This window comes from Aurantiacibacter gilvus, assembly GCF_038289935.1.
GTDB lineage: Bacteria > Pseudomonadota > Alphaproteobacteria > Sphingomonadales > Sphingomonadaceae > Alteraurantiacibacter > Alteraurantiacibacter gilvus.
Genome location: NZ_JBBYHV010000002.1, coordinates 996,287 through 1,014,377 on the forward strand (window position 1 = coordinate 996,287; position 18,091 = coordinate 1,014,377).

An 18,091-nucleotide genomic window follows, 5' to 3' on the forward strand; every position below is an offset into this window, starting at 1 on the left:
CTTTGGAACTGCTTGCCGGTTTCACTGCGCTGCAGATCGCCGTGGCGGTCCTGGCGACGCTGGGCGCGGCCTTCATTCGCGGCCTGACCGGTTTCGGCTTCGGTATCCTGCTGGTGCCGATCCTGGCGCTGGCGCTGAAGCCGGTGGAAGCGGTGCTGGCGATCAACATCATGGCTGGCCTGCTCGCCTTCAGCGAGATCAGGCTGATCGTGAAGAACGCCGAGAAGAGCGCCATCACTATCTCGGTGCTGGTGCTGCTGGCGACCTTGCCGGGGTTGATGCTGCTGGACGCAACACCGCCTGCGCTGGCGCGCTTCCTGATCGCCCTGGTGGCGCTGTCGGCCTTCTTCGCCGTGCTCCTGCCCCGACGCGGGGCGGAGCAGCCGGGACACCTTACCACGGGCCTTACAGGCCTCACTGCGGGCGTGCTGACGGGCTTTGCCGCCATGCCCGGCCCACCGGTAGTGCCCTATTACGTCGGGCGCGACATTCCGCGGATGACCGCCAAGGCCTCGATGATCGGTGTTTTCGGCGTGGCAGCGCTGGCAGGGGTGGGATCAGGCGCGACCCTGGGCGTGCTCGAATGGCGGATCGTCGTGCTCGGCGTAGCGCTGTTCCCGCTGGTCATGCTGGGCAACTGGGTCGGCAGCCTCGCCTTCGGCAAGGTCAATGACAAATTGTGGCGGATTATCGTGGGCGTCGTGCTGGCCGCTGCTGCCGTGGCTGCTCTGGTCAAGCTGCTGTAGGATCAGGCCATGTTCGGGTTCGAGCCTCAAGCCGTCATCGTCGCCTTGCTGGCCGCGGTGGCCGCAGGCTTCGTGCGCGGCCTGGCGGGCTTCGGCCTTTCGGTGGTGCTGGTGCCCGTTCTCCAATTGGCCATCGAGCCCACCGCGGCTGTCCTGATCGGGCTGATCTCGCTGTTCCTGATCGGGCTGACCGACGTGGGCCGCATCCGCCGCCATGCCGACCGTTCGGCCATCCCGATCACCCTGCTGGCGCTGGCCTGCATGCCGCTGGGCCTCTGGGCGTTGACGGCCTTGCCGCCTGCATGGGCGCGCGTGCTGATCGCGCTGGTCTCGCTGGGAGCCTTCGTGCTGGTGGTGGTGCCGCTAGGCCGGATCACCCTGCCGCGCCATCCGGCCATGGCGCTATCCGGCTTCTTTACCGGCTTTTTCGGCGGGTTCGCCGGGATGCCGGGACCGGGGATGGCGCCTTTCTACCTGCGCGGACGGCTGGAGCCGAGCGCGGCGCGCGCATCGATGATGGCGATCTTCCTGGTGGTGACGCCGCTTTCGGCGGCCTTCTTCGTCGCGCTGGGTGTGGGCGGGCTGAGCGAAGTCGAACTCGCCGCCGCCCTGTTCCCGGCCGTCCTGCTCGGCGACTGGTTCGGCCACAAGGCCTTTGGCCGCGTCACGCCCAGGCAATGGCAGGTGGCCACCGCCGTGGTCCTGGGCGGTGCGGCTCTCGGCGCTTTGTGGAAACTGGTGGCTTAGAAAGGGAAGGCCTGGCCGGCCGCGATCAGCGCGATCGCGCAGCCCGACACCAGCGCAATGCGCAGCACTTCCAGCGGCTGGGCAACGTGGTTGCGGGTGAAGGCGATAGCTTGGGCCATAAGGCCATTATCGCTGCCAAATCCTAACGAGTTGTTAAGACTTTATGGAGGGAACGTGTTGGCTGGCGCAGTGGAAGCTGCCGCCGCCGGTAAGTACGGCATCCGCGCGCAGACCCACGGCATGGCGACGGGGGAAGAGCGCGCCGATCGCGGCCACTGCATCCTTGTCGTGCTTCGATCCGTAGGTCGGCACCACGACCACATCGTTGCAGATGGCGAAGTTCATGTAGCTCGCCGGTTCGGCATCGTCGGCCTCGCCGACAAGGCCGGGGGAGGGCACGTCGCGCACCGCAAGGCCAAAGTCCTGCGCGCGCGCGCGGGCATCGGCATAGACCTTGGCATTGGGATCGTCCGCACCGCTGGCGACGGGGATGGCGATCACGCCTTCGCCCACCATGCGTGCCAAGTTGTCGACATGGCCATCGGTGTGATCACCCGCCAGCCCGTCACCCAGCCACAGGATGCGTTCAAACCCGAGATCGCGCTGGAGATTGCTCCAGATCTGCTCGCGCGAGAGCGACGGGTTGCGGTTGGGATGCAGCAGGCATTGCTCGGTGGTGACGACAAGGCCGGTGCCGTCGCTCTCGATAGCGCCGCCTTCAAGGATCCAGTCGGCGCGCTGGTAGTCCAGCCCGCCCGCTGCTGCCAGCGAAGGCCCGGTCTCGAGGTCGCCGGGCATGATGTACTTGCCGCCCCAGCCGTTGAAGCCGAAGCCCTGCGCGCGGCGAGCGCCGTCCGCACCAAGCACGGTCAATGGGCCGGTGTCGCGCAGCCAGATATCGCCATAGGGATGCTGTTCGATGGCCACGCTGGCGGATACGAGCGCGCGCGCCTGGGCCTCGGCCACGGCGTCGCGTACTACCAGCCGGACCTGCTGCCCGGTCTCGGCAACGGCATTGGCGAAGGCCGCCATCTGCGCCTGCGCCTCTTCGAGGTCTTCTTCCCACAGGTCGGCATGGGCCGGAAATCCGATCCAGATCCAGTCCTGCGGCGCCCATTCGGCGGGCATGAGCATGGTCATGATATCAGCAGCCCAGTTCTGCTGCGGCGCAGCTTTCCTCGCGGGTGGCGCGGAATTCGTCGCCTTCGTTCCATTCGGGCCAGTCGTCGGTGTTCCCCAGTGCGCGGGCGAGATGGTAGTAGAGATCGAGGTCCTGCATCAGGCCCGACCAGTCCCAGTTCTCGTCATATTCGTCGTCCGGCCCGTGATAGGCATTGGCGCGGTAGGCCGCTTCGGCTGCCTCGCCTGCCTCGGTGCCGCCATCGACCAGGTCGAGGCCCGATTTGACGTAGAACATCGGCACGCCGCGCTTGACCATGGGGAAGTGGTCGGAGCGGTAGTAGTATCCGGCTTCGGGCGCGGGATCGGGCGAGGCCGTGCGGCCCTGCGCTTCGAGCGCCACGGCGAGGTAGTCGTCGAGCTCGCTCTTGCCGCCGCCGCGCACGTTCACGTCGTTGGTCTCGCCGCGGATGGCGATGCCGTCCATGTTGATGCCGGCCACGGTCTGCGCCAGCGGGAAGACCGGGTTGGCGGCATAGTACTCGGCGCCCAGCAGGCCCTGTTCCTCTGCCGTCACGGCCAGGAAGACCAGGCTGCGATCGGGCGCGCCGGCAGCGGCATGGGCCTCGGCAAGACCGACCAGCGCGGCGGTGCCCGATGCGTTGTCGACAGCACCGTTGCAGATGTCGTCGCCGTCCTCGTTGGGCGTGCAGCGACCCAGGTGGTCCCAGTGCGCGGTATGGAGGATGTATTCGTCCGGCCGCTCGCTGCCCGGCAACACGCCGATGACATTGTGCGAGGTGTAGCGGCGCGTTTCGTTGCTGAACCGGGTAGAGGCGGTCACGCCCAGCGGCACGGCTTCGAAGTCGGGCAGGGCGGCAGCCATGACCATCTCGTCGAGGTCCATCCCGGCTTCGGCGAAGATGCGGCGCGCGGCTTCCTGCTGCACCCAGCCGTTCATCAGCGTCTGGTCGGACCCGTCGCCGCCGGTGTCGGCATAGGCCTGCGGGCCGGTCCAGCTCGATTCGACCACGTTCCAGCCGTAGCTGGCAGCGAAGTCCTCGTGGATGATGATGGCGGCGGCGGCACCCTGCCGCGCGGCTTCCTCGTACTTGTAGGTCCAGCGGCCGTAATAGGTCATGGCGCGGCCGCCGAAGGGGCCTTCGAGGTCGTCTGCCATGTAGTCCGCGTCATTGACGAGGATGAGGGCGGTCTTGCCCGTCATGTCCACGCCTTCGTAGTCGTTCCAGCCGCGCTCGGGGGCGTTGATGCCGTAGCCGACGAAGACGATCTCGCTGTCCGCCAGCGTGGTGGTGGGCGTCTGGCGATAGCTGACGCCGACCCAGTCGCTGCCGAAGGTGAGCTGCTGGCTGCCCACGGTGAGCGGCGCGTAGTTGCTGCCGGTGATTTCCACGAGCGGCACTTCCTGCGTCCAGCTGTCCCCGTTGCCGGGTTCCAGCCCTGCGGCTTCGAACTGTTCGATCAGGAAGGCGATGGTGCGTTCCTCGCCCTCGGTGCCGGGCATGCGGCCTTCGAACTCGTCGGACGAGAGCGTGCGCACGGCGTTCTGCACGGTTTCGAGCGAGATGTCGGCGGGCGCTTCGGTGCTGTCGGCGCAGGCGGAAAGGGCGAGCGCGGTCAGGGGGGCAAGCAGCAGGGTGGCGGTACGGAGCATGGAAATCCTCATTCGGCCTGTCAGGCGATGGCGCGTCATGTGGCACCGCGCGGGTCCGGCGGCAAGTGCGCAGCCCCTTGCCGCCGTGAAGCGCAGCGGGCAGGAGCCTCAATGATGACTGCAGATTGGCAATCCGCGCTCGACCGCGCCCGCAACCATGCGCCTTTCCTGAAGCGCGCGCTGGACCGCCGTCCCGAGCTGGCCGAGCTGCTGGCCAAGGGTGATGGCGAGGCCGCCATGGCTGCGGCGAATGCAGCGGGCGAGGGCGCCGAGGACGTTGGCGTGGCGCTGCGACGCGAGCGCCTGTCGCTGGCGCTGGTGCTGGCCGTGGGTGACCTTGCCGGGGCTTTCGACCTCTACCGCGTGGTGGAGGAACTGTCCGACTTTGCCGACCGCGCGCTCGATGCGGCCATGACGGCAGTGGTGCAGCGGCGCGTCGAAGGTGCGGACACCAGCGGCTTTTCCGCTCTGGCCCTGGGCAAGCAGGGTGCGCACGAGCTCAACTACTCTTCCGACATCGACCCGATCCTGCTGTTCGATCCCGAACGGCTGGCTCGCCGCGAGCGCGACGAGCCGGGTGACGCCGCTGCGCGCTATGCCCGGCAGGTGGTCGAGATGCTGGGGCAGGCGACCGGCGAGGGCTATGTCATGCGCGTCGACTTGCGGCTGCGACCCGCCAGCGAGGTTTCGCCGCTCGCCATCAGTTTCGGCGCGGCCATTTCGCACTACGAAAGCTCGGCGCTGGCGTGGGAGCGGGCGGCTTACATCCGCGCACGGGCGGCGGCAGGGGACATTGCGGCGGGCGAGGCCTTCCTCGACGACATCCGCCCCTTCGTCTGGCGCAGGAGCCTCGACTTCACCGCCATCGAGGAGGTGCGCCGCCTCACCAGCCGCATCCGCTCGGCCTTCAAGGGCACGCGAGAGGTCGGGCCGGGGTTCGACATCAAGAAGGGCCGCGGCGGCATTCGCGAGATCGAGTTCTACGCCCAGACGCACCAGTTGATCTACGGTGGACGCAACCCCTCGCTGCGGGTTCGCGGCACCCGCGCCGCGCTCGATGCGCTGGCGGCAGCGGAGATCATCGGGGCGGATGATGCGCGCGTATTGGGCGAAAGCTACGACCGGCTGCGCACGATCGAACACCGCTTCCAGATGGTGGAGGATCGCCAGACCCATGCGCTGCCTGACACGGCGGAGAAGATCGACAATGTCGCGCGGCTCGACGGACTGGCCGATGGCGAGGCCTTGGTGGACGAGCTCAAGGTCATCACCGAGCGGGTGGCGGCGCGGTATGACGACCTGCTGGGTGAGGATGCCGAAGACGAGGTGACCAGCGTCAGCGTGCCGCTGGAGTTCCGCGACCATTTCGACGAGCGTGTCGAGCACTGGCGCGGCTCGATCCGGGCGCTGCGTTCGACCGAGGCGCGCAAGGCCTTCGATGCCATGCGTGACGACCTGCTGGAGGCCTTGGCCGCCGCCCCGGATCCCGACCACGCCATGGCGCGGTGGGAGACGCTGCTGTCCCGCCTGCCCACGGCGATCAACCTGTTCCGCCTGTTCGAACAGCGTCCCGGCCTGCTCGACCGGGTGCTGCGCATCCTGACCCAGGCGCGCCCGCTGGCCGATGCCCTGGCGCGGCGGCCCGAGCTGCTCGACGCCCTGATCGACCCCACTGCCATGCAGCTGCCGGGCAGCGTGGACCAGCTGGCGGCGCGGATGCAGGCGAGCGAGGAGAGCGACTACGAATCGAAGCTCGACCGGCTGCGGCAGGTGGTGGGCGACGAACGCTTCGCACTGGGCGCACAGATGGTGGAGTGCCGCAACGATCCGCTCGACATTGCCGAGGGCCTGTGCCGCGTCGCCGAAGCTGCCGTGCGCACCGGGGCCGACGCGGCGATAGCGGAATTCCGCCAGCAGCACGGCAGGATACCCGGCAGCGAACTGGTGGTGCTCGGCCTCGGACGGCTCGGCGGCGGCGCGCTGACCCATGCCTCGGACCTCGATGTGGTCTTCCTGTTCACGGGCGACCTAGGGCAGGAATCGGATGGCGAGCGGCCGCTGTCGATCTCGCTCTACTACAACCGCCTTGCCGCGCGGGTGGTCTCCGCCTTGTCCGTGCCCACGGCGGAAGGCGCGCTCTACGAAATCGACACCCGCCTGCGCCCGCAAGGCCAGCAAGGCCCGCTCGCGGTAAGTTTCGATGCTTTTGCCAAGTACCAGCAGGAAGCGGCCTGGACGTGGGAGCACATGGCATTGGCACGGGCCCGTCCGCTCTACGGCTCCAACGCGGCGTGCTCGGAATTGTCGACTATCATCCATGAAGTGCTGGTCAGCCCGCGCGATCCGGTGACGCTGAAGGAAGACGTGTTGTCGATGCGGGCGGACATGCTCGCCGCCAAGCCGCCGAAGGGTCCGCTCGATGTGAAGCTGATGCGCGGCGGGCTCGTCGATAGCGAATTCCTGGTCCACTACCTGCAATTGCGCGAAGGGATCGGCTTCGAGCCGGGGCTGGAGAAGGCCATCGCCGCGCTATCCGATGCGGGACTGCTGCCGCCGGGCCATGCCGAACACCACCTCACGCTGACGCGCTTCCTCGTCGCCGAGCGGCTGTTCGCGCCTGACGGGGCCGAGCCCAACGAGGCTACCCGTGCAGTGCTGGCGCAGGCCTGCGGGGAAGATAGCTATAAGGACCTGTTGCAAACCCTGGCCCGGGCAAGGCAATGCGTGGCCGCGCAATGGGCCGAACATTTCGGCGAGACACTGGAGATCGAATGATGAGCGAGAACCTTCCCGACGTAGGCGACACAATACCCGACGTGGCCATGGAAGGCGCTGACGGCACCTCGGTGAAGCCCTCCGACTTCAGGGGCCAGAAGCTGGTCGTGTTCTTCTACCCCAAGGACATGACGCCCGGTTGCACCACCGAGAACATCGATTTCAGCGCGGCGAAGGATGGCTTCGCGGCAGCGGGTACGGCGCTACTGGGCGTGTCGAAAGACCCCTATGCCCGGCACGAGAAGTTCATCGCCAAGCACGACCTGACGGTGCCGCTGGCATCCGACCCTGAAGAGAACGGCCTGTCCGACGCGCTCGGGATCTGGACCGAGAAATCCATGTACGGGAAGAAATTCATGGGCATGGTGCGCACCACTTACCTCGTCGATGCCGAGGGCAAGATCGCCCAGGTCTGGCGCAAGGTGAAGGTGAAGGGCCACGTCGACGAAGTGCTGGCGGCAGCACAGGCGCTTTGAGCACCGACCTGTCGCCCGATCTTTCTCAGGCAATCCGCACGGCCCTGCTGACGGGTGACAAGCGCGCGAAGGTGAAGGCCACCCGCGCACTGGTGCGCAACTGGCGTCGCGGTGAGCTGGCGACAGGATTCTCCGCAGAAATGCCTGATCACCCGGCGTGGCCGGAAGGCCTTGAAGTTCTCTCGCCCGGCCAGATGCCCAAGCGCGGCAAGGGCGGATCGGCGAAGAACCGCCTGGCCCTGTGGCACAGCCTCGCGCACATCGAATTCGTCGCCATCGACCTCGCGCTCGACATCGTGGGGCGATTCGGTGGCGAGATGGGTAAGGACTTCGTGGCCGACTTCCTCGGCGTGGCGGCGGACGAGGCGATGCATTTCGCCATTATCGAGCGGCATCTGGCCAGCATGGGTGCGCAATACGGTGACCTCCCGGTGCATGCCGGGCTGTGGCAGGCGGCGCAGGAGACCGCGCATGACGTCGGCGCACGGCTGGCGGTGGTGCCGATGGTGCTCGAAGCGCGCGGGCTGGACGTGACGCCGGCCACGCTGGAGCGGGTGAAGGCGCAAGGCGATTCGCGCGGCGCAGCAATCCTGCAACGAATCCTTGACGACGAAATCCGCCATGTTGCTGCAGGCGCAAGGCATTTTGCCGCATTTTGTCGTGAGAACGGAAAAACGGCGGAAATCCACTGGAAATCGCTGGTGAAACGCCACTTCAGGGGGGTGTTGAAGCCACCGTTTAACGACTCGGCGCGTCTTGCAGCCGGTCTGCCGCGCGAATTCTACGCCGGTATTGCCTAGTTAACGAAAGGCCTCATACCCGGGAATACACGAGACGGCGGGTAGTTCCGGCCGGATCGAAAAAAAGACAGAGCAAGGCCTGGACGGGGCTGCGCAACTGAACTGACGAAGGCGCTTTCGGGCGCTGGACGAGAAAAAAGGGATCGTATGCTCGTCAAGATCGCCAGCATTATTGCCATTGGCTCCGTGGCTTTCGCCACCCCCGCAATCGCAGAAGAAGCTCCTGAAACTGGTGTGATCGACACCGCCGCAGTGGTTGCTGCGCCGGGCATGGTCGATGACGAGGAGTTCAACGAGCTCTTCGCCAGCTGGGAAGACCTTGAAGACGGCGGTCACGTTACCACCACCGGCGACATCGTCCCCGCACCGCGCCTCGCCATGTCGGTGCCCTCGCGGATGCCGGTAGCAGGCGTTCGCCTGACCAGCGGTTATGGCATGCGTGATCACCCGATCCTGCGCCGCCGCGCCCGCCACAACGGCGTTGACCTGGCCGCCCCCAGCGGCACACCGGTCTATGCGACCGCTGATGGCGTCGTGGAAATGGCGCAGCGGTACGGCAGCTATGGCAACTACGTGCAGATCGGCCACGGCGCCGAACTGGAAACGCGTTACGCGCACCTGTCGAGCTACACCGTGCATTCGGGCGACAGCGTTCGCTCGGGTGACCTGATCGGCTACGTCGGTTCGACGGGTCGCTCGACCGGTCCGCACCTGCACTATGAAGTCCGCGTGGCGAACGAGCCGGTGAACCCCATCCCCTACATGATGGCGGAAGTCGAAGCCGACGATGACGAGCAGGCTGCTCGCGGCGGCCCCGAGTAAGCTAGCCACCACAACGGATTGAAAGAGGCGGGCCGCTTGGTCCGCCTTTTTCGTATGCGGGCCCTTACTGGGCCAGCAGCCGTTCGGCGATGGCACGGACTTCGGCGCCCATGTCCTCGCGCTCCAGCGCCAGGGCCAGCGTTGCCTCGACGAAGCCGGTCTTGCTGCCGCAGTCGAAGCGGCGACCATTGAAGGTGACGGCGTGGAAGGGCTGCTGCCCGATCATCCGGGCCATGGCGTCGGTCAGCTGGATCTCCCCGCCTGCGCCCTTGCCCTGGTTTTCCAGCGTGCGCATGACTTCGGGCTGCAGGATATAGCGGCCGGAGATGATCTTGTTCGACGGTGCCTCGGCAACCGGCGGCTTTTCGACCAGTCCCTTCACCTCGGTCAGCGCGCCCCGCGTTTCGCCCGGTTCGATCACCCCGTAGCTGGATACCTCGTCCTGCGGCACTTCGAGCACCGAGATGAGGTTGCCGCCGACTTCGTTGTAGGCCTCGACCATCTGCGCCATGCAGCCGGGCTCTCCGATCATCATCTCGTCCGGCAGCAGGATCGCGAAGGGCTCGTCGCCCACGATCCCGCGCGCGCACCAGATCGCATGGCCCAGGCCCAACGGCACCTGCTGGCGCACGGTAATGATATCGCCGGGGGTGAACCGGCTGGAGTCGAGCACCGACATGTCCTTGCCACGCTCTTCCATCGTGCTTTCCAGCTCGAAGGCGCGGTCGAAATGTTCGACGATGGCAGTCTTGCCGCGACCGGTGACGAAGATCATCTGCTCGATCCCCGCCTCGCGCGCCTCGTCCACCGCGTACTGGATCAGCGGCTTGTCGACGATCGGCAGCAATTCCTTCGGGATGGCCTTGGTCGCGGGAAGGAAACGGGTGCCGAGCCCCGCGACGGGGAAGACAGCCTTGCGGATGGGTTTGCGGGTACTCATGGGCAATTGGTGAACGGCGGCGCGGCTGCGGTCAACAGCCTCTTTCCGGCGGCAAAGCCGTGCCCGGGTCCGAACTTTCGGCGCGCTCATGCGTTGGTTGGTTGAAGGAAAGGAGCAAAGCCATGCTTATCAAACTTGCCGCCCTCGGTGCAGCCGGCCTTGCCGGCTACCAATTCTACCGAAAACGTCGCGAAACCAACGAGGCGTTCGCGGAAGGCGAGGCAGGCGGGCCGAACTTCGCACAGGTCCGCAATGCCGGTGCCGAGGCCACCGCGACGGGCGATCAGGGCAAATGGGACGCTGTTGACGAAGAAGTCGACGAGAGCTTCCCCGCTAGCGATCCGCCGGCGAATTACTGATCGCTGCGCCCCTGCAAATCGGCGGCCAGCCATAGCCTGACAGCAGTCGCGAGGCCGGGCGGTTGCGCTGCCTCCAGCCGCTCCGCATCGATCCGCGCGATCACGGCGTTGAGCGGCAGGCCCTCGCGTGCGGCCACGCCGTGCAGCATGTCCCAGAACAGGGGTTCGAGGCTGATCGAGGTCTTGTGTCCGGCAATCTCGACCGAGCGTTTGACCGGTGGGTGGTAGATCTCGTCCATGGCGCGCAGCGTAAGCGAGCCTGCTCCTGCACCCTACGATTTTTTTGGGGTGGCTGGTGATTCGCCGCTTACCTACATCTGCAGGAGCGAAAACCGACTGCGGGGCGCGCGTGACTGATGCCTATGGATTGTTGACGGACAAGGAGAAGGAGACCCTTCGCCTGATCCTGCATGGCCATGACGCCAAGTCGATGGCGCGCGAGCTGGACCTCTCGGTGCACACGGTGAACGAGCGGCTACGCAATGCGCGGCGCAAGCTGGAGGTAACGAGCAGCAAGGAAGCCGCGCGGCTGTTGCTGGAGGAGGAGGGCGATAGCCCGCAACTCCCCCCGAATTTCATGGGCCACAAGCAATTGGGGGAAGCCGGAGCAAGCGGCGCGGCGGCACAAGCAGTTCCACCGAAAGCGCGGACTGGCCGCGCCCTGATAACCGGAGGAATTTTGCTGATGTCACTCCTGCTTGCCGTCCTGGCCCTGAACCCCTCGCTGCCGTTCGTGCAGTCCGAGCAATCCGACACCCGCAGCTTTGAAGTCGCCACGGCCGACGCCGAGATGGAGGCGGCCGCGCGCGAATGGCTGGCGCTGGTCGATGCCGGCGAATGGCGCGCCAGCTACGACGCGACCGGTGCCGCTTTTCGTGAACTCAACACATCGCAGGTGTGGGAAGAGATTTCGCAGGATGTGCGCGTACCGCTGGGCGCAGTGAACAGCCGCGAGGCGATCAGCTTCCAGCAGGTGCCGACGCCACCTGCGGGCCACCTGATTGTCACCTTCCGCACCAGCTTTGCCGGCCAGCCGGACACGATGGAAACCGTCACGCTGGCACGCGAGGACGGCGAATTGCGGGTGGTCGGCTACCTGATCGGCTGAACGAAAAGGGGCGGGTCCTGTGCCCGCCCCGATCGCTCAATACATGTGCTGCCCGCCGTTGATCGACAGCGTCGAGCCGGTGATGAAGGCGCCGTCCTCGCTGGCGAGGAAGGCCACGCCGCGGGCGATCTCATCCGCATGGCCGAGGCGGCCGACCGGGATCTTGGCGACGATCTTTTCCAGTACGTTCTCCGGCACGGCGGCGACCATGTCGGTATCGATATAGCCCGGGGCAATGGCGTTGACGGTGATGCCGTAGCGGGCACCTTCCTGCGCCAGCGCCTTGGTGAAGCCGTGGATGCCGCTCTTGGCAGCGGCATAGTTGACCTGGCCGTACTGGCCGGCCTGGCCGTTGATCGAGCCGATGTTGATGATGCGGCCCCACTTGCGGTCCTTCATCCCGGCAAAGGCGGCCTTGGCCATGTTGAAGCAACCACCAAGGTTGGTGCGCATGACGTCGTCCCATTCCTCGTAGCTCATCTTGAGCAGGGTGCCGTCGCGGGTGATGCCGGCGTTGTTTACCACCACTTCGATGGGGCCGACTTCTTCCTCGATCTTCGCACAGGCGGCCAGCGTCGCGGCGTGATCGCCCACGTCGAACTTGTAGGTGGGGATGCCAGTCTCTTCGGAGAACTTGCGGGCCTTTTCCTCGTTGCCGGCATAGTTGGCGACAACGGTGAAGCCGTCAGCCTGCAAGGCTTCGCAAATGGCGCGACCAATGCCGCGGGTTCCGCCGGTAACGACTGCAACGCGTCCCATGTATTTTCTCCCAAGAATGAACCATGACTTTTTCCCGTTCTAGGCAAGCCTTGCGTTCCGCGCAAAACAAAACCCCGCCGAAGCGGGGTCATGCGGGCAGCAATCTTTGCTGGCTTAGAAGCGGAACTGGGTGCCGACGTAGACGGCCTGGCTGTCCTGCTGTTCGAGATCGGGCACCGGGATCAGGTCGCGGTCCTGCTCGTAACGGACACCTGCAGTGATATCGAGGTTGCGCGTCAGGCTGAAGCTGCCGCCGACGTCGAGCATCTGGTCGGTCAGGCGCTCGGCCGAAACGGCCGCGTTGTCGGCGCGGGCATCTTCGTCCAGCGCGATGCGGGCAGCGAAGCGGCTCGGCTCGTTGCGGGCGCCAGGGCGCGGAGCGAATTCGGCGAGGTCAGGGATTTCAGCCCCCGAGAGCGTACGCGATACCATGGTGGCCGTCGGCGCAGGTGCGGCGGCAACCGGCGACTGGGCAAAGCTGCTGTAACCGCGGGCAAGACCAAGGTTGTAACGCGTCGGCGTCACCCGCAGCGGGGTGCGGCCTTCGTTGGTGCGCGCGCTGGCAATGCCAGTGGCAGCCAGGGCATCAGCCGTTTCCGGATCGATGCGGACTGCGACCGTGATCGAACGCGCGCTTGGCGAAGCGGCCAGGCCAGCAGGGGTAAAGCGCATCATCTGCGCATCGCCACTGCGTTCGGCAATCAACTGTGCCATACGCGGATCGGCGTCGGCCGGGGTAAAGGCAAGGAAGCTTTCGCGCAGCTCGGTTCCGGCAGCCGGACCGGCTGAACCGAAGGCGAAACCGGCGCTGGGCACGGCAATGGCCAGCAGCGCGGCAGACGCGACGAGCGTTGCCTTCCCTGCCTGACTGTTGCGCATGTTGCTCATGACACCTCTTTCATACCTCTCCGATGGACTCTCCATGAACGCGGGTGTTCCCGCTTGCTCCGAGTCGCAACGATCTATCACCATGACTAGGACCTGCAGACCACAAATTCCAGACATCACGCGGCCTTTTATCGGCTTTTTGCCATGTGTTGCGTCAGGCCCACAGATTGGGCCGGAGGGGATGCAAGCGAATCGCGGGCATTAAGCGCGGGTTCAGTGCGATTCGCGGCTTTTGCACCGCACTGCCCGCTACGCCTTGCCGCACGGGCCATGCCCGCTATAGAGGCAGGCTGATAGCGACCTTATCGAGTTTACAGGACCAATGATGGCAAAATCGACCGTTTCCGCCCTTACTCGCCGTGTTGCCGGCGCAACCATGCTGGGCATGGCCACCTTTGCCCTCTCGGCATGTGGCGGCGGCAATGACGACCGGTTGAACCTGGACCTCGCCGCAGCGCGGGTGAACACCATCGGCGTCAACTCCTACCTCTGGCGCGCCAGCCTGGAGACGCTGTCCTTCATGCCGCTGACCCAGGCAGACAGCGCGGGCGGTGTGCTGGTGACGGACTGGTATGCAGATCCCAACAACCCCAACGAGCGGATGAAGGTATCGGTCGCCATCCTCGACCAGAACCTGCGGGCCGACGCCCTGCGCGTGGCGGCCAGCCGCCAGGTGCTGCAGAACGGCACCTGGGTCGAAGCCCCGGTGGAAGCTGCCACGGTGCAGCGCCTGGAGAACATCATCCTCACCAAGGCGCGCGATCTGCGGCGTTCCGCCGTCCTCTAACTTCCCCTAGGGGACAATCATGAGCGTTGAACGATTCGATCCGGCTGTAGCCGATGGTCGCTGGCAAGCTGCGTGGGATGACGCGCGCTGCTTCGAGGCCGATTCCGCAAGCACCAGGCCGAAGAGCTACGTGCTGGAGATGTTCCCCTATCCCAGCGGGCGCATCCACATCGGCCACGTGCGCAACTACACCATGGGTGACGTGCTGGCGCGCTATCGCAAGCTGCAGGGCTTCGAAGTGCTGCACCCGATGGGCTGGGATGCCTTCGGCATGCCCGCGGAAAACGCGGCGATGGAAAAGGGCGTCCATCCCGGCGGCTGGACCTACGACAACATCGCCACGATGAAGGGCCAGCTCAAGCAGCTGGGCTTCGCGCTCGACTGGAGCCGCGAGTTCGCCACCTGCGACCCGGAATACTACGGTCACGAGCAGGCGCAGTTCATCGACCTTTACGAGGCGGGTCTCGTCTACCGCAAGGAGAGCGAGGTCAACTGGGACCCGGTCGACATGACCGTGCTCGCCAACGAGCAGGTGATCGATGGCAAGGGCTGGCGCTCGGGCGCAGAGGTCGAGAAGCGCAAGCTCAACCAGTGGTTCCTCAAGATCACCCAGTTCGCCGACGACCTGCTGACCGGGCTCGATAGCCTCGAGAACTGGCCCGAGAAGGTGCGCCTGATGCAGGCCAACTGGATCGGCAAGTCCAAGGGGCTGGAATTCGCCTTCGACCTGTCGAACGGCGACAAGCTGCCGGTCTACACCACGCGGCCCGACACCATTTTCGGCGCGAGTTTCGTGGCCGTGGCGGCGGACCATCCGGTGGCGCAGGCGGTTGCTGCCGACAGCGCCGAGGCGCGCGAATTCATTGCCCTGTGCAAGAAGGGCGGCACCACGGCGGCTGCGCTGGAAACGGCGGAGAAGTTGGGCTTCGATACCGGCATCACCGCGCGCCATCCGTTCAGCGGCGAGGCGCTGCCGGTCTACATCGCCAACTTCGTGCTGATGGACTACGGCACCGGCGCGATCATGGCCGTGCCGGGGCACGACCAGCGCGACTTCGAATTTGCCACCAAGTACGGCCTGCCGATCCCGCGCGTGGTCGCCTCATCGGTGGAAGAAGCGGACAAGCCCTTCGAGGGCGAGGCCGAGGCCGGCGACGGTGTGCTGGTCAACTCCGACTTCCTCTCCGGCATGGCCGTTGAAGAAGCCAAGGCCGAAGTCATCCGCCGCGCCGAAGCCGGCGGCTGGGGAAAGGGCACGGTGGTCTGGCGCCTGCGCGACTGGGGCGTTTCGCGCCAGCGTTACTGGGGCACGCCGATCCCCTTCATCCACTGCGACGCCTGCGGCGTGGTGCCGGTCCCCAAGGACCAGTTGCCGGTCAAATTGCCCGAGGACGTCGACTTCCAGACGCCGGGCAACCCGTTGGAGCGCCATCCGACCTGGAAGCACGTGGATTGTCCCAAGTGCGGCACGGCCGCGCGGCGCGAGACGGACACGCTCGACACCTTCGTCAATTCCTCATGGTACTTCCTGCGCTTCGCCAGCCAGCCATCGGACAAGCCTTTCGACGCTGCCGAAGTCGCGCAGTGGATGCCGGTCGACCAATATATCGGCGGCATTGAACACGCGATCCTGCACCTGCTTTACGCCCGTTTCTGGACTCGTGCGCTGGCGCACGTCGGCGCGCTGGAGGTGACGGAACCCTTCGCCAGCCTGTTCACGCAGGGCATGGTCACGCACGAGACCTATGGCCGCAAGGTGGATGGCCGCGAGGTCTGGTATTCGCCTGCCGAGGTCGATCGCACATCCGAAGGCGCGACGCTGAAGGCCGATGGCCAGCCGGTGCAGATCGGCAAGGTCATCAAGATGTCCAAGTCGAAGAAGAACGTCGTCGACCCCGAAGACATCATTCGCGACTACGGCGCCGACGCGGTGCGCTGGTTCATGCTGTCCGACAGCCCGCCCGAACGCGACCTGCCGTGGTCCGAAGCCGGCATCGAAGGCTGCGGCCGCTTCGTGCAACGCCTGTGGCGCCTGTTCGCGCAGGCGGGCAACGGCGGGGCCGGTGCCGATGCGCAGGTCGACAAGGCGCTGGAGCGCAAGACGCACCAGACAGTCGCCGCCGTCGCCGAAGACATCGAGGCATTGAGCTTCAACAAGGCCGTGGCGCGGATCTACGAACTGGTTGGCGCGGTCGAGAAGGCCGAGCTTTCCGCCAGCCGCAGCGAGGCGGTCCGCAAGCTGGTGCTGCTGGTCGCCCCGATGATGCCGCACCTAGCGGAAGAGGCGCGCAAGCAGTTCAACCTCGGCATGGGGCTGGTGGCCGAAGACAGCTGGCCCGAAGTCGACCTTGCGCTGCTGGTGGAAGACGAAGTCACCATCGCGGTGCAGCACAAGGGCAAGCTGCGCGACACGCTGACCGCGCCCAAGGATGCGTCGAAAGAAGACCTCGAGGCGCTTGCACTGGCCAGCGAGAAGGTCCAGCGTTCGATCGACGGCGCGGAAATTCGCAAGGTGATCGTGGTGCCCGGCAGGCTGGTAAATATCGTTACGTGAGGCGCCTTCTGCCCTCCTGGACCCTCCTGGGGGTGCTTTCGGTCGCGCTGGCCGGCTGCGGTCTGCAGCCGATCTACAGCGGCGGCAGCAACGGCTTTGTCGCCAGCGAACTGGCCGCCATCGACGTGCCCGCCATCCCGGGCCGCGAAGGCTGGCTGGTCCGCAATGCGCTGAACGACCGGCTGGGCCGCGGCAACAATTCGGGCAATTCGCAGTACCGCCTCGACGTGGTGCTGGATGACCAGCTCGAAGGCCTCGGCCTGCTGACCGACGATACCATCGGCCGCCAGCGCCGCATCCTGCGCGCGCGCTACCAACTGATCGACGTCACCACCGATACGATCCTGATCGACGCCACGGCGGGATCGGACGCGGGTATCGACGTGGTCGGCTCCGAATATGCCACCATTGCCGCCGAGCAGACCGCGCTGGAAAACCTCGCGCAGGAAGTGGCGGACCAGATCGTGGTGCGCATCAGCCGCACCCTGCGCGAAAGGCAATGAAGGCTACCCAGCGCGACTATGCGCAAGCCGCGCGCAAGGCGGGCGACAAGCTGCGCATTTTCTTTTTCTGCGGCGCTGACGAGGCCGGAGCGTCGGCCGCCGTGCAAAAGGTTGTCGCCACGCTGGAGGCACCCGGCGAACGACTGGAGCTGACCGGTGCCGAGCTCAGGTCCGATCCCGTGCGGTTGGTCGACGAAGCACGCTCCACCTCGCTGTTTGGCGATGCCCGCCACATTTTCGCGCGGGTCTCGGGCGAGGAAGCCCTGACCGCGCTGCAGGCCTATTGCGACCTCGCGGATAACGGCGAGGCTGACGAGGCCTGGCCGATCTTCATTGTCGCAACCTCAGCAACTGACAAGTCTCGCTCAGCCAAACTCCTGATTAAGCGGTCGGATTCGCTGGTAGCCGTGTTCTATCCTCCGGACTTGCGCTCTGTCACCGCGGACGTGCGCGCCATGGCCGATGCGGCGGGCCTGCGCCTCAGCGGCAATGTCGCCGAACGCATCGCCCATGCTGCGGGCCTCGACGTGCGACTGGCGCAGAGCGAGGTCGACAAGCTGGCGCTCTATCTCGACGCTTCACCGCAATCACCCAAGCAGGCAACACCGGAGGATTTCGACGTGATCGGTGCTTCCACCGAGGAAGACGGCTTCATGCCACTGGTCAACGCGGCCTTGGGCGGCGAGGTGCGCAAGCTTCCGGGCGAACTCCGGCGGCTGCGCGAAGTCTCGCTTAACCCGGTAGGTGTAGCGCTGGCATTGGAGCGGCGCGCGGCACAACTCGCCAGCCTTTCGGCCAAGCTTCGCCCCGGCGACGACATGCAGGGCTTCCTCAAGTCCCAGGGCGTGTTCTTCCGCGAACACCGCGAAGTGGGGGACCAGTTGCAGCGCTGGAGCGGCGGCAAGCTGGAGCGGCTGGTGCCACGCCTTGCCGAACTGCACCGCTCGCTGCTGTCCAACAGCCAGATGGCCGAGCTTATCCTGTCGCAGGAACTGGCCCAGATCGCCCGATACGCTGCCGCCCGACGCTAGCG

The 18,091-nt window shown here is 66.0% G+C and carries 19 protein-coding genes; 12 read left to right on the top strand and 7 right to left on the bottom strand.

Annotated elements, in window-relative coordinates; translation table 11 throughout:
• Positions 1-2: 2 nt before the first annotated feature.
• Both AAEO60_RS14885 and AAEO60_RS14890 read left to right on the top strand, forming a co-directional pair.
• Entirely contained in the window at positions 3-746 is a 744-nt protein-coding gene (locus AAEO60_RS14885; protein WP_341674500.1) for a TSUP family transporter, read from the top strand.
• Between the two features lie 9 nt (positions 747-755).
• A complete protein-coding gene (locus AAEO60_RS14890) occupies positions 756-1,493 on the top strand; it encodes a TSUP family transporter (protein ID WP_341674501.1) in 738 nt (245 codons plus the stop codon).
• Here AAEO60_RS14890 and AAEO60_RS14895 read toward each other — a convergent pair.
• From AAEO60_RS14895 to AAEO60_RS14905, 3 genes are read right to left on the bottom strand one after another with little or no spacing between them, the layout of a single operon-like run.
• On the bottom strand, positions 1,490-1,612 hold the full coding sequence (locus tag AAEO60_RS14895; RefSeq protein WP_341674502.1) for a hypothetical protein: 123 nt from the start codon (positions 1,610-1,612) through the stop codon (positions 1,490-1,492). The genes AAEO60_RS14890 and AAEO60_RS14895 overlap by 4 nt on opposite strands.
• Before the next feature lie 34 nt (positions 1,613-1,646).
• Positions 1,647-2,633, bottom strand: coding sequence for an agmatine deiminase family protein (locus AAEO60_RS14900; protein ID WP_341674503.1), 987 nt, complete (start codon positions 2,631-2,633; stop codon positions 1,647-1,649).
• Positions 2,634-2,637: 4 nt separating this feature from the next.
• Positions 2,638-4,287 carry a M28 family peptidase gene (locus AAEO60_RS14905; RefSeq protein WP_341674504.1) on the bottom strand — a complete coding sequence of 550 codons (1,650 nt, stop codon included), beginning with the start codon at positions 4,285-4,287 and terminating at the stop codon, positions 2,638-2,640.
• Positions 4,288-4,401: 114 nt separating this feature from the next.
• On the opposite strand from AAEO60_RS14905, the gene glnE reads away from it, so the two are divergent.
• From glnE to AAEO60_RS14925, 4 genes are all read left to right on the top strand, one after another.
• The gene (gene glnE / locus AAEO60_RS14910) at positions 4,402-7,062 is read left to right on the top strand and encodes a bifunctional [glutamate--ammonia ligase]-adenylyl-L-tyrosine phosphorylase/[glutamate--ammonia-ligase] adenylyltransferase (RefSeq protein WP_341674706.1); all 2,661 of its coding nucleotides are present in this window, start codon (positions 4,402-4,404) and stop codon (positions 7,060-7,062) included.
• Positions 7,062-7,538, top strand: a complete 477-nt coding sequence (locus AAEO60_RS14915) for a peroxiredoxin (protein ID WP_341674505.1) — start codon at positions 7,062-7,064, stop codon at positions 7,536-7,538. The genes glnE and AAEO60_RS14915 overlap by 1 nt, the downstream gene beginning before the upstream one ends.
• Positions 7,535-8,338, top strand: a complete 804-nt coding sequence (locus tag AAEO60_RS14920; RefSeq protein WP_341674506.1) for a ferritin-like domain-containing protein — start codon at positions 7,535-7,537, stop codon at positions 8,336-8,338. The genes AAEO60_RS14915 and AAEO60_RS14920 overlap by 4 nt, the downstream gene beginning before the upstream one ends.
• A 186-nt stretch (positions 8,339-8,524) precedes the next feature.
• Positions 8,525-9,160, top strand: a complete 636-nt coding sequence (locus tag AAEO60_RS14925) for a M23 family metallopeptidase (protein ID WP_341674507.1) — start codon at positions 8,525-8,527, stop codon at positions 9,158-9,160.
• A gap of 64 nt (positions 9,161-9,224) precedes the next feature.
• On the opposite strand, the gene galU is transcribed toward AAEO60_RS14925, so the two are convergent.
• Entirely contained in the window at positions 9,225-10,100 is an 876-nt protein-coding gene (gene galU, locus AAEO60_RS14930) for a UTP--glucose-1-phosphate uridylyltransferase GalU (protein ID WP_341674508.1), read from the bottom strand.
• A gap of 122 nt (positions 10,101-10,222) precedes the next feature.
• On the opposite strand from galU, the gene AAEO60_RS14935 reads away from it, so the two are divergent.
• A complete protein-coding gene (locus AAEO60_RS14935) occupies positions 10,223-10,459 on the top strand; it encodes a hypothetical protein (protein WP_341674509.1) in 237 nt (78 codons plus the stop codon).
• On the opposite strand, the gene AAEO60_RS14940 is transcribed toward AAEO60_RS14935, so the two are convergent.
• Complete coding sequence (locus AAEO60_RS14940; protein WP_341674510.1) at positions 10,453-10,698, bottom strand: ribbon-helix-helix domain-containing protein; 246 nt, start codon at positions 10,696-10,698, stop codon at positions 10,453-10,455. The two genes, AAEO60_RS14935 and AAEO60_RS14940, sit on opposite strands and share 7 nt — an antisense overlap.
• A gap of 110 nt (positions 10,699-10,808) precedes the next feature.
• On the opposite strand from AAEO60_RS14940, the gene AAEO60_RS14945 reads away from it, so the two are divergent.
• A complete protein-coding gene (locus tag AAEO60_RS14945) occupies positions 10,809-11,567 on the top strand; it encodes a DUF4019 domain-containing protein (protein ID WP_341674511.1) in 759 nt (252 codons plus the stop codon).
• A gap of 36 nt (positions 11,568-11,603) precedes the next feature.
• On the opposite strand, the gene phbB is transcribed toward AAEO60_RS14945, so the two are convergent.
• Together phbB and AAEO60_RS14955 are read right to left on the bottom strand one after the other, a co-directional pair.
• Positions 11,604-12,326, bottom strand: a complete 723-nt coding sequence (gene phbB, locus AAEO60_RS14950) for an acetoacetyl-CoA reductase (protein WP_341674512.1) — start codon at positions 12,324-12,326, stop codon at positions 11,604-11,606.
• 114 nt (positions 12,327-12,440) lie between these two features.
• On the bottom strand, positions 12,441-13,214 hold the full coding sequence (locus tag AAEO60_RS14955) for a hypothetical protein (protein WP_341674513.1): 774 nt from the start codon (positions 13,212-13,214) through the stop codon (positions 12,441-12,443).
• A gap of 385 nt (positions 13,215-13,599) precedes the next feature.
• Between AAEO60_RS14955 and AAEO60_RS14960 the strand changes: the two genes are divergently transcribed.
• The 4 genes from AAEO60_RS14960 to holA are packed head-to-tail and all read left to right on the top strand — an operon-like array spanning position 13,600 to position 18,089.
• The gene (locus AAEO60_RS14960) at positions 13,600-14,001 is read left to right on the top strand and encodes a DUF3576 domain-containing protein (RefSeq protein WP_341674707.1); all 402 of its coding nucleotides are present in this window, start codon (positions 13,600-13,602) and stop codon (positions 13,999-14,001) included.
• A 19-nt stretch (positions 14,002-14,020) separates the two neighbouring features.
• Positions 14,021-16,555, top strand: a complete 2,535-nt coding sequence (leuS, locus tag AAEO60_RS14965; RefSeq protein ID WP_341674514.1) for a leucine--tRNA ligase — start codon at positions 14,021-14,023, stop codon at positions 16,553-16,555.
• Complete coding sequence (lptE, locus tag AAEO60_RS14970) at positions 16,552-17,058, top strand: LPS assembly lipoprotein LptE (protein WP_341674515.1); 507 nt, start codon at positions 16,552-16,554, stop codon at positions 17,056-17,058. Before leuS ends, lptE begins: the two co-directional genes overlap by 4 nt.
• Positions 17,055-18,089: a DNA polymerase III subunit delta gene (gene holA, locus AAEO60_RS14975; protein WP_341674516.1), complete on the top strand. Its 1,035-nt coding sequence runs from the start codon at positions 17,055-17,057 to the stop codon at positions 18,087-18,089. Before lptE ends, holA begins: the two co-directional genes overlap by 4 nt.
• Positions 18,090-18,091: the final 2 nt, after the last annotated feature.

Excerpts from the sequence above, each read along its gene's own strand:
- AAEO60_RS14960 (WP_341674707.1), top strand. The coding sequence starts at position 13,600 with ATGGCCACCTTTGCCCTCTCGGCATGTGGCGGCGGCAATGACGACCGG.
- AAEO60_RS14940 (WP_341674510.1), bottom strand. The coding sequence starts at position 10,698 with ATGGACGAGATCTACCACCCACCGGTCAAACGCTCGGTCGAGATTGCC.
- AAEO60_RS14935 (WP_341674509.1), top strand. The coding sequence starts at position 10,223 with ATGCTTATCAAACTTGCCGCCCTCGGTGCAGCCGGCCTTGCCGGCTAC.
- leuS (WP_341674514.1), top strand. The coding sequence starts at position 14,021 with ATGAGCGTTGAACGATTCGATCCGGCTGTAGCCGATGGTCGCTGGCAA.
- glnE (WP_341674706.1), top strand. The coding sequence starts at position 4,402 with ATGACTGCAGATTGGCAATCCGCGCTCGACCGCGCCCGCAACCATGCG.
- AAEO60_RS14905 (WP_341674504.1), bottom strand. The coding sequence starts at position 4,287 with ATGCTCCGTACCGCCACCCTGCTGCTTGCCCCCCTGACCGCGCTCGCC.
- holA (WP_341674516.1), top strand. The coding sequence starts at position 17,055 with ATGAAGGCTACCCAGCGCGACTATGCGCAAGCCGCGCGCAAGGCGGGC.
- galU (WP_341674508.1), bottom strand. The coding sequence starts at position 10,100 with ATGAGTACCCGCAAACCCATCCGCAAGGCTGTCTTCCCCGTCGCGGGG.
- AAEO60_RS14915 (WP_341674505.1), top strand. The coding sequence starts at position 7,062 with ATGAGCGAGAACCTTCCCGACGTAGGCGACACAATACCCGACGTGGCC.
- AAEO60_RS14890 (WP_341674501.1), top strand. The coding sequence starts at position 756 with ATGTTCGGGTTCGAGCCTCAAGCCGTCATCGTCGCCTTGCTGGCCGCG.
- AAEO60_RS14900 (WP_341674503.1), bottom strand. The coding sequence starts at position 2,633 with ATGACCATGCTCATGCCCGCCGAATGGGCGCCGCAGGACTGGATCTGG.
- AAEO60_RS14955 (WP_341674513.1), bottom strand. The coding sequence starts at position 13,214 with ATGAGCAACATGCGCAACAGTCAGGCAGGGAAGGCAACGCTCGTCGCG.
- AAEO60_RS14895 (WP_341674502.1), bottom strand. The coding sequence starts at position 1,612 with ATGGCCCAAGCTATCGCCTTCACCCGCAACCACGTTGCCCAGCCGCTG.
- phbB (WP_341674512.1), bottom strand. The coding sequence starts at position 12,326 with ATGGGACGCGTTGCAGTCGTTACCGGCGGAACCCGCGGCATTGGTCGC.